Source organism: Curtobacterium sp. BNK-1 (genome assembly GCF_048685235.1).
Classification (GTDB): Bacteria; Pseudomonadota; Gammaproteobacteria; order Enterobacterales; family Enterobacteriaceae; genus Pantoea; species Pantoea agglomerans.
Genome location: NZ_JBLQTJ010000001.1, coordinates 2480465 through 2493314 on the forward strand (window position 1 = coordinate 2480465; position 12850 = coordinate 2493314).

Below are 12850 nucleotides of genomic sequence, written 5' to 3' on the forward strand. Positions count from 1 at the left end.
TCAGAATGGCAGAAACCGGAGTTTCTGCTGATCGCTAACGTAGCCTGGTTCAGGCGAAGCACGCCACTACGCTTTTTTGCTAAGCTTTGCCAGCTACCGTTAAAGCCCGGTGTCGGTGCGTTTTACCGAGTCGAGCGTGGCAAGATCGCGCTCATTACCGGTCAGCTCCGTCAACTTGCCTTCACGCATCTCCAGCAGCCGATCGGCATGAATGAAGTAGTGATCGTCATGGCTGATGGCAAACACCGTTTTACCCGCCTGCTGTAGCCACGGCAGCAGCTCGCGATAAAAGATACGTCGGAAGTGAGGGTCCTGATCCGCCGCCCACTCATCCAGTAGCAGCACATCGCGCTCTTCTGCCACCGCCAGCAGCAGTGCCAGTCGCTTACTCTGTCCTTTAGAAAGCTGCAGATTCAGCACTTTGTTGCCTTCAATCTTCAGCTTATCCTGCATCTTCAGTCTCTCCAGCCAGAGCTGAACCAGCGCCGGATTGGCCGCAATCCCCTCCCGCCCGATTAACCGGTCAAACAGATGTAAGTCGGTAAAGACCGCCGAGAACTGACTGCGCCACACATCAAGCTCATCCGCCGTTATCGGCTTGCCATCCAGCAGCAGCGTGCCGGACTGAGGCTGATAAAGACCGGTCAGCAGCATCGCCAGCGTCGATTTCCCGCTGCCGTTGCCGCCAATCAGAAAGACCAGTTCGCCCCGGCGCAGCGTCAGGTTAACCGGCCCGACCTGGAAGCCGTTATCACCATAGTGAAAAGAGACATCGCGCAACTCCAGCGTTTGCCAGTCTGAGGACGTTGAGGCGGAGTGGAATCCTGACTGATAAGGAGCGAGGTCAAAGGCATTGAGCTTACGGAATGCGACCTGGGCACTGAGCAACGTCGGTAACGCGCCCACCGCGGAGAGCAGCGGCGTGCGTAAAAACAGCAGCGTCAGGGAAAAGGTAGCGGCGACGGCGGTATTGGCCCAGCCCAGGCTGTTGGCCATAAAAAAGACCATGCCGATAGCGCCTAACGTCATGATATTTGACCAGTTGACCGCACTGAGATGATAAGTATCGGCGCGGACAATGTGGTGTCGCCAGGCGCGGGCATCTTCCTGATAAACCGTGTCGTAGACCTGCTGAGCGCGTGAGCGGTTAAGCTGTAGCTCTTTGCGCCCTTCAATCACCGTCTGATAATCACGATAGAGGTTATCTTCGATTTCCCGCAGCTTTGCCATGTGCTGGTAAACCCGCGAGACCAGCAGCCAGCCGCCAACCAGCGTGACACCCAGCCAGACACTGGTTACCAGCAGCATTTTAGGCGACAGCCACGCGAGATAGATCGCTGAGCCAAGCGTAATAATCACGCCCTGAAAGAGCTCCGGCAGGCGTACAAAGGCCAGAGTAATGGCCCGCACGTCGCTGGTCAGTCCCGCCAGCAGTTGCGCACTACCGAGTTGCTCGATGCGTTCAATGCGGGTATCGAGGATACGCTTGATAAATTCGCCGCGCAGTCGCCAGACAAACTGATGGCCAAGCATGGTCAGCGCCAGCTGCGAGGCCAGTGTCACCGCCATCAGCACCACCAGCTGCAACAGAAACTGCGGCAGTACCGCAAATGAGGTGTTGATGGCGACAATCATTTCGCGATTGATAAAGGCGATCATGCCGATACCCAGCACGGCGCTTAACAACGTGAGCGCAATCACCCCGATAAAAGGCCAGCGGAACTGGCGAAAAACAACGCTTAGCAACGTCATGCAGGCAATCCAGCAGTCAAAAAACAGCCTGCAGTGTAATGGGATGCAAAATGATAGCAATAGTTATTCGTACCACGCCGTAACCGGCGTGGTGGGTCAGAAAGCGCGTCGAAACGTCAGGTTATAACGCCAGGCACCCACCAGCGGATGAACGCCTGGCTTAAGTGGCAGGATGCCGTGGTAACGCAGGCGCGACGGCCCGCCCCACACCACAATGTCGCCATGCTCCAGCAGCACACGCTGGGTACTATCACCCCGTTCGAAACCGCCAAACTGAAAGACCGCCGGTAAACCCAGCGACACCGAAACGATAGGCTGACGCAGATCTTTCTCATCTTTATCCTGATGCAGCGTCAGCTTCGCGCCCGGCTCATAGCGATTAAGCAGGCAGGCATCCGGATTAAAGCCAGGGAACCCCGCCTCAGACGCCGCCTGCTGCGCCAGAGTACGAAACAGCGGCGGCATAGCCGGCCATTTACGCCCGTTCAGGTTGTCCTGCTGCTGATACTGGTAGCCGCGAGAATCCACCGACCAGCCGAAATCGCCACAGTTGGTCATCGCCACCGACATGCGATGGCCACCGGGCGTAATGCGATGGGCAAACGGATTCTGCTCCGCAATTGCCATTATTTGCTGATAAAGCGCCTCTGCATCCTCACGTGCGCGACGCCGCAGGATCACCGCGCCCTCAGCCAGCGTCTCCTGCCAGGGTTGTTCTTCACTAAACAGATCTAACATCAGGGTTCTCCGGATTCAGCGGGGATCAGGAAAGCAGCGAACTGCGGCGACATCCAGCTGACAAATTTATCGCCCTGCTTGCTGATCAGATAGACCGCCAGATGCTGTTCGATCGCCAGCGCCTGGGCTTTTTCCGTGCCAAGTACCATCAGTCCTGTATCCCAGCCATCGGCTTCCAGCGCCGTGGTGGCGATCACCGTGGCGGAAACCAGTTTATGCTCAATTGGCCGTCCGGTAACGGGATCGATAACATGAGAAATGCGTTTGCCGTCCAGTTCATAATAGTTGCGATAGCTGCCGGAGGTACTGATGCCGTGTCCCTGCAGATTAACGCGCGCCTGAACCGCATTCTCACGATCGGTCGGTTTCTGAATCGCCACCCGCCACGGCTGCTGCTGCGCATTAAGGCCACGGCTCAGCACGGCGCCGCCCACAGACACCAGATAGTTATTGATGCCGAGCTGCTCCATCAGTCGCGCCAGATGATCGGTGGCGAAGCCCTCGCCCACCGTCGAGAGATCGACATAGAGACCTGGCAGATCTTTCTGCAGCCACTGTCCGTCTGCGCCCTGCACCACCCGCAGATGCTGCAATCCGGTCTGCGCCCGGGCGGCGGCGATTTGTGCCGCATCCGGCGTATGGCCGGGCTGCTTCGTCGGGCCAAAGCCCCATAAGTTGACCAGTGGCCCGATGGTAATATCCATCGCCCCGCCGGTTTTACGGCCAATCCGCAGTGAGGTCGTGACAATATCTGCCATGTTTTCACTCACCGGCTGCGGTGACAGGTCACGGCTTTGGTTAAAGCGCGATAAGGCGGAGTCGGGCTTCCAGGTAGAGAGTTCCGCATCGTCCGCATCCAGCTGCTGCTGAATCCGCTGTTGCAGTTCCGCTCTGCGCTCACTCGCCACACCGGCCAGGCTTACCCGCCAGACGGTTCCCATGGTTTTTCCTTCCAGCACCAGCGCGGATGTGGTCGCTGGCTTATCACAGGCCGTTAACACCAACGCTAACATCGCTATAAACAGCAGATTAATCTGAGAACGCATCTTTCCTCACTTGTAACACTTTATTCAGCTCTGCTACAAAGCATAAACTTCGGGTAAAGACGCTTAAAGAGAGTTGAATATTTCTCTGAAACCTATCAGTATTCACCGGTCATCTACCCTGTATCCGCCTTTTATCAGGCGACTAACGTTAATCAAAGTAAGGAGCGGCAGATGATCTATCTGATTCTCGTCATTGCCCTGGGGCTGTTTATCTTCAGTAGCTATAAAGTCTTGCATCAGCGTCGTCATCGTCACATGACACCCTCACGCCCGCGCCAATAACAGGCTTCACTGCACCTGATTGGGGCAAGATCGCCCTGACGCGCGCGGCAAGTGTACCAAAGTGCGCGCGAGGTCTGTGGCTGTGAGAGCGGTAAAGCTGGCATGAATTCTGCACTGTTGAAACAGTGTTTATCTCTGAGAGGTGCAGAATGAAAAATTCACAGAAGTGGCAGTCAGCATGGCATCACTGGCTGAGCTTTTCAGCCTTCACCCTGGCAGGCGTGGCATTTGAAGGCGCGCGATTCGGCAGCGTGGTGTCGTCAGTGACAACCGCGCCGGAAGCCACCAAGTGGCGAAAGGCTGAAGCGCTCAGCCCGAAAGGTGACGCAGGAGCGCAGCGGTAACTGCGCTCCCGTACAACTCAGAACTGGTAAACCAGACCCAGTGCCACCACGTCGTCGGTATTGATACCGGCTGCGTCGGTGAAAGCGTTGTCGTCCAGCAGGTTGATCTGGTAATCAACATAGGTGGACATGTTTTTGTTGAAGTAGTAGGTCGCGCCAACGTCGATATATTTTTTCAGATTCTGTTTACCCCAGTTCTGAACATCGGTGCCGCGTGAGGTGACGTACGCCAGGGATGGACGCAGGCCAAAGTCGAACTGATACTGCGCAACCAGTTCCCAGTTGTCCGCTTTATCCGCATAGCCATAAGCTGCAGAGTCGCTGCTGCCGAAGCGAGTAGCGTTATAGGCGCGTGAATACATAGCCGCCAGATAGATGTTGTTCGCGTCATATTTCAGACCGCCGGTGTAAGCTTCCGCTTTATCACCACGCCCCAGAATACCCTGCGCTGCGCCATTCTGGTCGTTGGTACGATCAGACTGGAAGGCAGACGCACCAATGCCGAAACCTGAACCCAGATCATAAGTGGTGCTCAGACCCCAGCCGTCGCCGTTCTGACCCAGTACGTCACGGCCATTCGGAGACTCGGTGCTGTTGCCATTCTTGCCCTGATACTGGACTGCAAAGTTCCAGCCATCCACCAGACCGAAGAAGTTATTGTTACGGTAGGTCGCCATGCCGTTACCGCGCTGATACATAAAGTTATCTGCGCCGTAGGTGTCGCCGCCGAACTCTGGCAGCACGTCGGTCCAGGCGCCGATGTCGTAAGCTACACCGTAGTTACGACCGTAGTCGAACGAACCTGCATCACCAAATTTCACACCGGCAAAACCAACACGGGTGTAGCTGTCAGCCGTACCTTCAGACTCGGCGTTGTTCAGCGCCGCCTGGTATTCCCACTGGCCGTAACCGGTCAGCTCATTGCTGATTTCGGTTTCGCCTTTGAAGCCGAAGCGAACGTAAGACTGATCGCCATCAGAACCATCGTTATCAGAGAAGTAGTGCAGACCGTCAACTTTACCAAAGAGATCTAATTTGTTGCCGTCTTTGTTATAGATTTCAGCTGCGTTTGCTGATCCTGCTGCAACCAGCAACGCAGGGATCATCAGGGAGAGAACGCGACGTTTCATTTTATTACCCTCTGTTATGTGCCTTTATTATTTGCCACTGCTAACTGAATGATTAAAAATTCAGCCGGCAGGCCATTGTTGTTTTATAACGGGCAATAATCCACCAGGAAAATGCTACTAAATTTCCAAAAGTGTTTCATACGTCGAAACAGTTATTTCATAATGTAAATAACGGGGAACTAATAACCAGCACGGATCGATAAAAAATGGGGCACAAATCGATAAACCGATTCAGAGAGCTATGTTATCAATAGGTTACATCAGAGTATTCCGAAGCACTGAATGATAAAACTTATACGGCATCTGGTAATAGAATAGACCCCGCTATCATCATTTATTCCATTATTACCTTCATTCTCCCCGAATGAGATGTACAACTTATTATTTCCCGCCGGACAAGTTGTCCGGCATTTTTTTGCCTGCTATTTACCGTTCCGTTATATCTTCGTAAACTTTCTTAACCGGGTTAAATTAACTACGGCCTGTTTCCGCACATATTGTTAAAATACGCACACTTTGCGCCCTGACTGCCCAAATATCCGCCATGTTAATTTATCACCGTAATTAAGCAGGCGGATATTTTAGCTGGTGCGGATTTTCAGCGCTCGCGCATCGATTCTTTGACTTTATTCAGGGGCTTAATCAGATAATCCATAACCGATTTCTGACCGGTTTTAATCTCTACATTGGCCACCATACCGGGCACGATCGGGAATTTTCGTCCGGCACGGTTAGTCAGCTCGGCTTTCTGGGTACGAACATAAACACGATAGTAATATTGATCACGTTTTACCTCATCCTGCAGGGTATCTGGCGACACCGTTTCAACTTCGCCGTGCAGATCGCCATAGATGGAGGAGTCATAGGCGGTCACTTTGACGGTAGCCGCCAGACCGGGCCGGATATAAGCGATATCGCGTGGATTGATGCGCGTCTCAATCAGCAGCTGATCCTCCAGCGGGACGATTTCCATCAGTTTACCGCCAGGCTCCAGTACCCCACCGACCGTGGTGACCTGAATATCTTTAACAATGCCGCGCACCGGTGAATAGAGCGTGGCACGCGTCAGCTGATCCTCTTTGCCTGCAGCAACCTGCAGTTGCGCATCCAGTTCGGCATTATTTTTTACCTGCTCTTCGTGGGCGCGCACCAGATAGTCATTGCGCGCCTCATCGATTTTGCCGCGCAGATCGCTGACCTGACGACGCAGTCGAATCACCTCGACCTGCCCTGCTGCGCCTTTGGCAACCAGCGGTTCCGTCAGGCGCAGTTCATCCTGCACCAGTCGCAGCGACTGCTGCAGATTACTGATGGTTTCGGTGAGATTACGGCGTCGCGACTCGTAGAGCTGCCGTTCGCGCGTCACCAGGTTCGGCTCCTTCAGCGTTTCGGCGCTGAATGTCAGCGGCGTGCCCGACAGCTCCGCCTCCAGCCGCTCGGACGAGGCGCGCAGGGTGCGCACTTTGGCCTGCGCCTCGCCGAAGTTCGACTGGAAGCGTGTCGGATCGAGGGTCGCCAGCACCTGCCCTTTTTCGACAATGTCGCCCTCATGCACGTTAAGCTGTTTGACGATGCCGCCATCCAGGCTGTCGATCACCTGCGCGCGGCTGGAAGGGGTGACTTTACCGGTGCCGACCGTGACCTCATCCAGAATGGCAAAGTGCGCCCAGATGAGAAAAATCGCCAGCGCGGCGGTGCAGAGCCAGATAATCGCCGATGTCCGGCGTTCATGACGGGCAAGATCTTTATCAACAATAACCAGACTCATGCGGTGTCTCCTTTACCTGGCGACGGTGCCGGCGCGGGTGTCGTCGCACGGCGCAGGATCTCGTCGCGCGGGCCGTCGGCCACAATCCGGCCGTTATCCATCACCACAATACGATCGACCATCTTCAGCAGCGCCGGACGGTGCGTCACCAGCACCAGCGTCCGGCCGCTGATCCAGCCCTGTAGCTGACGGATCACATGCTCCTCCAGCTGTTCATCCATCGCCGCGGTGGGTTCATCCAGCAACACCACCTGCGGCTGACGCAGGATCAACCGGCTCAGCATCACCATCTGACGCTGGCCGCCCGAAAGTCCGCGCCCGCCTTCATTGATAATGCGGTCCAGGCTGGCGGCATCCTGCTGGACCAGCGACAGCGCGCCGCTGATGCGCAGCGCCTGCAGCATCTCCTGTTCGCTGGCATGGGGATTGCCCAGCATCAGATTCTGCCGCAGCGTGCCAAAAAAGAGGCGGGAGTCGTGCGACAGCCAGCCAAGCTGACGACGTAAATCGGTGGGATCGATACGCTCAATATCGACGCCATCGACAATCACTTTGCCCTGGGTAGCCAGCGCCTGACCGGCGAGGATCTTCAGCAGCGTCGATTTCCCTGCGCCGACTTTGCCCAGAATGGCAATCTTCTCGCCGGGCTTAATCTGCAGCTGCTGAACGTTGAGCACATTCTTTTCATTCTCTTCGTCATAGCTGTAGTGCACATTGCGCAGATCGTACTGGCCGGTGAGCGTCGGGCAGTGTGCCAGCGTCGTCGCTTCAGGCTGATCAAGCGGCTTTTTCAGCAACTCGTCCAGCCCTTTCATCGCCATTTTGGCGTGCTGCCAGCGCGAGAAGACCATGGTCAGCTGCATCAGCGGGGCGATGGTGCGTGATGAGAGCAGGCTGCAGGCAACCAGCGTACCGGTAGTGATTTGCGAATCGAGCACCAGATAGACACCAAATACCAGCATGCCCGCATAGGTGAGCTGCTGCACAGTCGAGGCCCAGCCAGTGAGACGCGCGCCCCACAACCGCTGCTGATTACTGATTGAGGCGCTGACTTCATGCGTCTGCTCCCACTGACGCTGAAAATAGGGTTCCGCCTGCAGCGCCTTGATATCCTCAATCCCTTCAATGGTCTCTACCAGCACCGCATTGCGCAGCGCGCCCTCGCGCAGCCCCTCTTTGGCCAGCCGCGCCATCGGGATCTGCACCAGCAGACCGGGAATGACGATCAGCGGGATCGCTGCCAGCGGAATCAGCACCAGCCAGCCGCCAACAAACGACATAATAAACAGGAACAGGATAACAAACGGCAGATCGGCCGCTGCGCCTACCGTGGTCGAGGTGAGCAGCTCACGCACCTGGTCGATCTCACGCAGCTGCGAGATAAACGAACCGGTCGACTTCGGACGCGCCTCATTACGTATGCTCATCGCCCGGGCAAACAGCATGGCCGAGACTTTCAGGTCGATGCGTTTGCCCATTAAGTCTGACACCTGGGTCCGCATCAGCCGGATCAGATACTCAATGGCCGCAGCGATCAGCACGCCGACAAACAGTACCCACAGCGTGGACTGCGACTGGGCCGGAATGACCCGATCGTAGACCTGCATCGAAAAGAGAATACCGGCCAGTGCCAGCACATTACTGATCACCGAGGCCAGCGAAATTTCCGTGATACGGCGGCCCATACCGCGAAAATTTTTCCAGAACCAGTGTGGTTCATAAGGCTGAACGAATTCGTCGATGCGCGCATCACGGCCACGCGCCGCTACGCCAATCACGCCGACATCGCCCTGGGCGCGTGCCAGCAGTTCTGATAACGCGCTTTCACGCACCACATCGCCACCTTCACTGAGCCAGTAGCGCGCGCTGTTGTCTGAATCGATGCTCTCCAGCACCGCCACGCTGGCATTCTCCAGCACCAGCACCACCGGGGTGATCTCCTGACGCCAGCGCAGTTTGTTCTGCGGCACCATGGTCAGATGCAGTCCCAGCAGGCCGGAGAGTCGTTCCAGCTGCTGTGACACCGGCAGATGTTCAAACCAGCGCATCTGCTGACGCAGGGTTTTGCCATCGGCAGGTTTACCGAATCGCGCGGCTACGCGCAGCATGGCGGCAATCCAGTTATCGGTATTCAGGGTTGATGTACTCATTATTAATGCCTTATCGCTATTGCAGCGAAGGAAGGAGATCGCCGCTGCTTTGCTGGCGATCGATACCCATGATATCGAGCAGATTGTCTACCGCGGCGGCATAACGCACGGTGGCGTCCCAGCCATCGTAAAGCGCGGTGATACGTGAGCTGTCAGCCTGAAACACATCCTGTTCCACGCTAAGCAGATCGTTCAGGCTGCGCTTACTCAGGCGATATTCATCGGCGTAGACATTACGGGTATGGTCGGCGCTGGCCAGCTGCACTTCCCCGGCAGCCTGCCGCTGCTGCGCGCCAATCATGTCGGCATAGGCGGTAGAGGCGTTTTGATTGATGGCGAGCTTGGCCTGCTGAATAGCGGCCTGCGCCGCTTCACGATCGCCCTCCGCTGACTGGGTTTTCGCATTCACCAGGCCGCCCTGATAAAGCGGCGCTTCCACCTGCAGCTGCACTTCATCATCCCAGTAAGATTGACGATCGTTTTCATAGCGGGTCCGGCCCGCCTGCACTTTAATCGTCGGCCAGTGACCGGACTCTGCCTGGCGCACCCGTTCACGAGCGGCTTCCTGCTTCGACTGCGCACTGCGCACCGCCGCGCTGCTTTCATAGGCGATTTTGTCGAGGGTGATCTGCTGCTTAAGCAGCGCCTGTGGCAGTTCAGGCAGCGTAGCGGGGACCACGCCGGTCAGCACGGTCAGTTGCGCGGTGGCGGAACGATGCTGGGCGCGATATTGCTCCAGCGTGGCCTGCATCGCGGCGATGCGGGTTTCTGCCTGCAGCACGTCGGACTGGGAATTGAGGCCGGCATCGGCGCGCAGTTTCGCAATATCCCGCACGCGCTTCAGCGAGGCAATATTGGTATGCGCCGTTTCTGCCAGCGCCTGGTAACGTTTGACTTCGAGGTAGGCCTGCAGCGTATCTTCCGCCACGGTGGTCATCGAGTCGAACAGGCTGTAACGATAAGCATCCGACAGCGCGTGCTGCTCATCGATGGCGCTGCCGGTGCGGCCAAAGTCGTAGAGCAGCTGGCTGAGCGTGATGCCACCGGAGCCGTTATTGTTCAGGCTCCCGGCGGAGTCGGTCTGATGAGAGCGTCCCGCCGCGCCCTGCAGTGAGATCTGCGGATACCAGGCGCTGCGGGCGGCATCAAGATCCCCCTCACCGATGTGGATCTGTGCCGCCGCTTCCGAGATTTTCGGATTGCGGGCGAAGGCCCGAAGAATGGCGTCGCGCAGCGTTAAGCTGGCAATCTGCTCTTCGGTGGGCGCGGCGCGCCAGTTAAATTCGGCTTTAGGTAACGGTGCGGCAAAGGCCGCGTGCACTGCAACGCCACTCAGGGCGCACAACAAAAAAGTTAATCGCGCTTTGTTCATTATCCATACCAACAGGGGTTCTTATCATCATGGTGTTTTTCCTGGTGAACAAAGCGAGCAAAAAGGGGTGCTACTCAGCGTCTGACAGATTTACTGCATTATTTTATTTATGGTTCGCAAGCGAGACGCTAAACGACCTTTAACATTATTAGATCAGATCCCGCGCTTATTCCTGCTAAAAACAGATGAAATCGTTAATATTTCTGCTGAACGAACGAAAAGCAACCACTGAGCGAGCTCGCGCCAATCCAGACAGGCTTAACAGACCTGTCCGGAAGGCAGTGCGTTTACTAATGTGTCAGCGTCAGACCAGGGGGTGTGCCGCAGGATGCTGCAGCAGGTGGTCGGCGAGCGTATAAGGAATATCAGAGAACAGATGACTTTCCTGCGGTGCGGCGGCGGCAGAAGATGCCTGCGCCACGTGCGCCGTCTCCGCCTGCTGGGTCAGGCTGACCGTCTCCAGCAACTGGTCCACCGTCTGACCCTCCAGCGGGTTGGCACTTTCGGTATGTGAGGCCACCTGTACCGTCTGGCTGGCACTGGCCAGATTACCGGCGCTGTCTTTGCCGCTGACTGTCATCTGGTACTCACCATCGTCCAGCGGTGCCAGCTGCCCGGCCAGAATGGTCAGCGCCCAGCCGCCATCGGCTTTTACACTGGCGCTGTAGTGCTGATCGCCCAGCGTTAATTCCACCAGGCTGCCCGGTTGCAGATGACTGGAGCTGCCCTGAATCAGATGCCAGCTGTTGACATCGGCAGCATCAATTTTGTTATCACCAAAAGCCGTGTCCAGGGTCAGCGTTGGCCGCTGGTGCACGGCTACGGTAAAGAGTTTATCGCTGGTCTGGGTGTCGCTGTTGCCATATTCATCCCAGCGGTGAAAGGTGGCGGCGACCGGGCCATCCGGCAGTGCCAGCAGCTCGCTGGAGGTCAGTGTTACCATACCTTTGGCATCGGGCTGGTAGGTTTTACCGTTGATCTCCAGGGTGTTGGCGCCTTCAACGTAGAAGCTCAGATCGTGCTGCGCCTCCTGATAGTTAAGCGTCATGTCACCGCCGATATCCATTTCGGTGTAGATCGGAATAAAACCGGTGTGGATATTCAGCTCATGCGTGACGTCGATGTAGTTTTTGGCCCCGTCTATCGACCAGGCGCGGATTTCCCCAACGTTGATAAAGGCGTGCACATCCGCTGCCGGGATCACCACCTGCCAGTGTCCATCATCGCCTATGGTGGCGGCATAATCTTTCTGGTTGGCACCCGTGATCACCAGGCGATGGCCCGGCATGACGGTGGAGAGCGTGCCGCTCAGTAGCAGATCCTGCTGGCTTTCTGCCAGGTTTATCACATCGTCCGCAGTGACCTTATCAAAGGTAATTTTTGGCAGGCTACTCAGATGGGTGATCAGCGTCAGATCGTGATATTCGGTGGCGCTTTTTCCATTGGGATCAGTCGCCGTGACTTTCAGGCTGTAGACCCCGTCTTTCAGCGCCTGCATATCGCTTTCATGAAATGTGCCATACCACTTACCGTCATTTCCCATGCTGGCGGTGGTGGTTTGCGTACCCAGCGTCAGTTTCAGCACCGACCCCACCGGCAAGTGCGTTGCGCTGCCGCTAATCTCGACGCCATAAATGCTCTCAGCAATACTCACCGCGTTGTCACCACTGACCGTGTCCACGGTCAGGGTAGGTTTGATCGTGCGGTCGGTATAGAGACCAAAATCTACGATGGTTGCCGTGCTTTGCCCTGCTTTATCGGTAATGGTCAGCGTCAGCGTGTGATTGCCATCCGCTACGCCTTTCAGCGTATCAGCCGGCATGGAGGCGTTCCAGTAGCCCCACTTATTGACGGTGCTGTGCCAGCTTTGATCGTTGAAGGTCAGCGTTACGGTGGAGCCCGCTTCTCCTTCCGCACGGCCGCGCAGATGCACCGGCTTTTGCGCTTCCCAGCCAGCGATCACGCCATCACTGGCGATCGGTTCATAGGGTCGCAGCATAGCGGGCGGCGAACTTTTGACCGCGCTGACAGCCAGTGTGCTGTCGTTGAGCGGGCTGCTATGCAGTGACTCGGTGGAGAGCGTGGTGATCGGCAGGCTCTGGCTCTGCGTGGCGAAAGGAAGGCTCAGACTTTGCGTGGTGACCGGCGCAATGGCGGGCACTGCGCTATCGGCGACGGCAAAGTCGCTTACCGCCGTCTGAAAAATGGATTCAAGCCGGGTAGTACGAAGCGTATCGCGTGATGACATAGGTAACCTCAGTTCAGAAC

The 12850-nt window shown here is 56.4% G+C and carries 9 protein-coding genes; 1 reads left to right on the forward strand and 8 read right to left on the reverse strand.

Annotation, left to right across the window (positions count from 1 at the left end; all coding sequences use genetic code 11):
* Positions 1 to 99: 99 nt before the first annotated feature.
* The 3 genes from ACMGGP_RS11780 to apbE all read right to left on the reverse strand — a co-directional run bounded on the left by ACMGGP_RS11780 (position 100) and on the right by apbE (position 3536).
* Positions 100 to 1752: a multidrug ABC transporter permease/ATP-binding protein gene (locus tag ACMGGP_RS11780; RefSeq protein WP_010671022.1), complete on the reverse strand. Its 1653-nt coding sequence runs from the start codon at positions 1750 to 1752 to the stop codon at positions 100 to 102.
* 96 nt (positions 1753 to 1848) lie between these two features.
* Positions 1849 to 2490 carry a DNA oxidative demethylase AlkB gene (gene alkB, locus ACMGGP_RS11785; protein ID WP_033767444.1) on the reverse strand — a complete coding sequence of 214 codons (642 nt, stop codon included), beginning with the start codon at positions 2488 to 2490 and terminating at the stop codon, positions 1849 to 1851.
* Entirely contained in the window at positions 2490 to 3536 is a 1047-nt protein-coding gene (gene apbE, locus ACMGGP_RS11790; RefSeq protein ID WP_187510629.1) for an FAD:protein FMN transferase ApbE, read from the reverse strand. Before apbE ends, alkB begins: the two co-directional genes overlap by 1 nt.
* A gap of 431 nt (positions 3537 to 3967) precedes the next feature.
* On the opposite strand from apbE, the gene ACMGGP_RS11795 reads away from it, so the two are divergent.
* Positions 3968 to 4162, forward strand: coding sequence for a hypothetical protein (locus tag ACMGGP_RS11795; RefSeq protein ID WP_010248364.1), 195 nt, complete (start codon positions 3968 to 3970; stop codon positions 4160 to 4162).
* A gap of 17 nt (positions 4163 to 4179) precedes the next feature.
* On the opposite strand, the gene ompC is transcribed toward ACMGGP_RS11795, so the two are convergent.
* The 5 genes from ompC to ACMGGP_RS11820 form a co-directional block, all read right to left on the reverse strand.
* Positions 4180 to 5292, reverse strand: coding sequence for a porin OmpC (gene ompC, locus ACMGGP_RS11800; RefSeq protein ID WP_045140631.1), 1113 nt, complete (start codon positions 5290 to 5292; stop codon positions 4180 to 4182).
* Between the two features lie 598 nt (positions 5293 to 5890).
* A complete protein-coding gene (locus tag ACMGGP_RS11805) occupies positions 5891 to 7060 on the reverse strand; it encodes a beta-barrel domain-containing protein (protein WP_010248368.1) in 1170 nt (389 codons plus the stop codon).
* Positions 7057 to 9210 carry a type I secretion system permease/ATPase gene (locus tag ACMGGP_RS11810; protein ID WP_010671026.1) on the reverse strand — a complete coding sequence of 718 codons (2154 nt, stop codon included), beginning with the start codon at positions 9208 to 9210 and terminating at the stop codon, positions 7057 to 7059. The genes ACMGGP_RS11805 and ACMGGP_RS11810 overlap by 4 nt, the downstream gene beginning before the upstream one ends.
* A 16-nt stretch (positions 9211 to 9226) precedes the next feature.
* Complete coding sequence (locus tag ACMGGP_RS11815; protein ID WP_010248373.1) at positions 9227 to 10582, reverse strand: TolC family outer membrane protein; 1356 nt, start codon at positions 10580 to 10582, stop codon at positions 9227 to 9229.
* A gap of 304 nt (positions 10583 to 10886) precedes the next feature.
* Positions 10887 to 12830, reverse strand: coding sequence for an Ig-like domain-containing protein (locus ACMGGP_RS11820; protein WP_498798465.1), 1944 nt, complete (start codon positions 12828 to 12830; stop codon positions 10887 to 10889).
* Between the last annotated feature and the right edge of the window lie 20 nt (positions 12831 to 12850).

What these genes read in the sequence shown, in the direction of transcription:
- ACMGGP_RS11795 (WP_010248364.1), top strand. Translation starts at nt 3,968, where the DNA reads ATGAAAAATTCACAGAAGTGGCAGTCAGCATGGCATCACTGGCTGAGC.
- ACMGGP_RS11780 (WP_010671022.1), bottom strand. Translation starts at nt 1,752, where the DNA reads ATGACGTTGCTAAGCGTTGTTTTTCGCCAGTTCCGCTGGCCTTTTATC.
- ACMGGP_RS11815 (WP_010248373.1), bottom strand. Translation starts at nt 10,582, where the DNA reads ATGAACAAAGCGCGATTAACTTTTTTGTTGTGCGCCCTGAGTGGCGTT.
- ACMGGP_RS11820 (WP_498798465.1), bottom strand. Translation starts at nt 12,830, where the DNA reads ATGTCATCACGCGATACGCTTCGTACTACCCGGCTTGAATCCATTTTT.
- apbE (WP_187510629.1), bottom strand. Translation starts at nt 3,536, where the DNA reads ATGCGTTCTCAGATTAATCTGCTGTTTATAGCGATGTTAGCGTTGGTG.
- ACMGGP_RS11805 (WP_010248368.1), bottom strand. Translation starts at nt 7,060, where the DNA reads ATGAGTCTGGTTATTGTTGATAAAGATCTTGCCCGTCATGAACGCCGG.
- ACMGGP_RS11810 (WP_010671026.1), bottom strand. Translation starts at nt 9,210, where the DNA reads ATGAGTACATCAACCCTGAATACCGATAACTGGATTGCCGCCATGCTG.
- alkB (WP_033767444.1), bottom strand. Translation starts at nt 2,490, where the DNA reads ATGTTAGATCTGTTTAGTGAAGAACAACCCTGGCAGGAGACGCTGGCT.
- ompC (WP_045140631.1), bottom strand. Translation starts at nt 5,292, where the DNA reads ATGAAACGTCGCGTTCTCTCCCTGATGATCCCTGCGTTGCTGGTTGCA.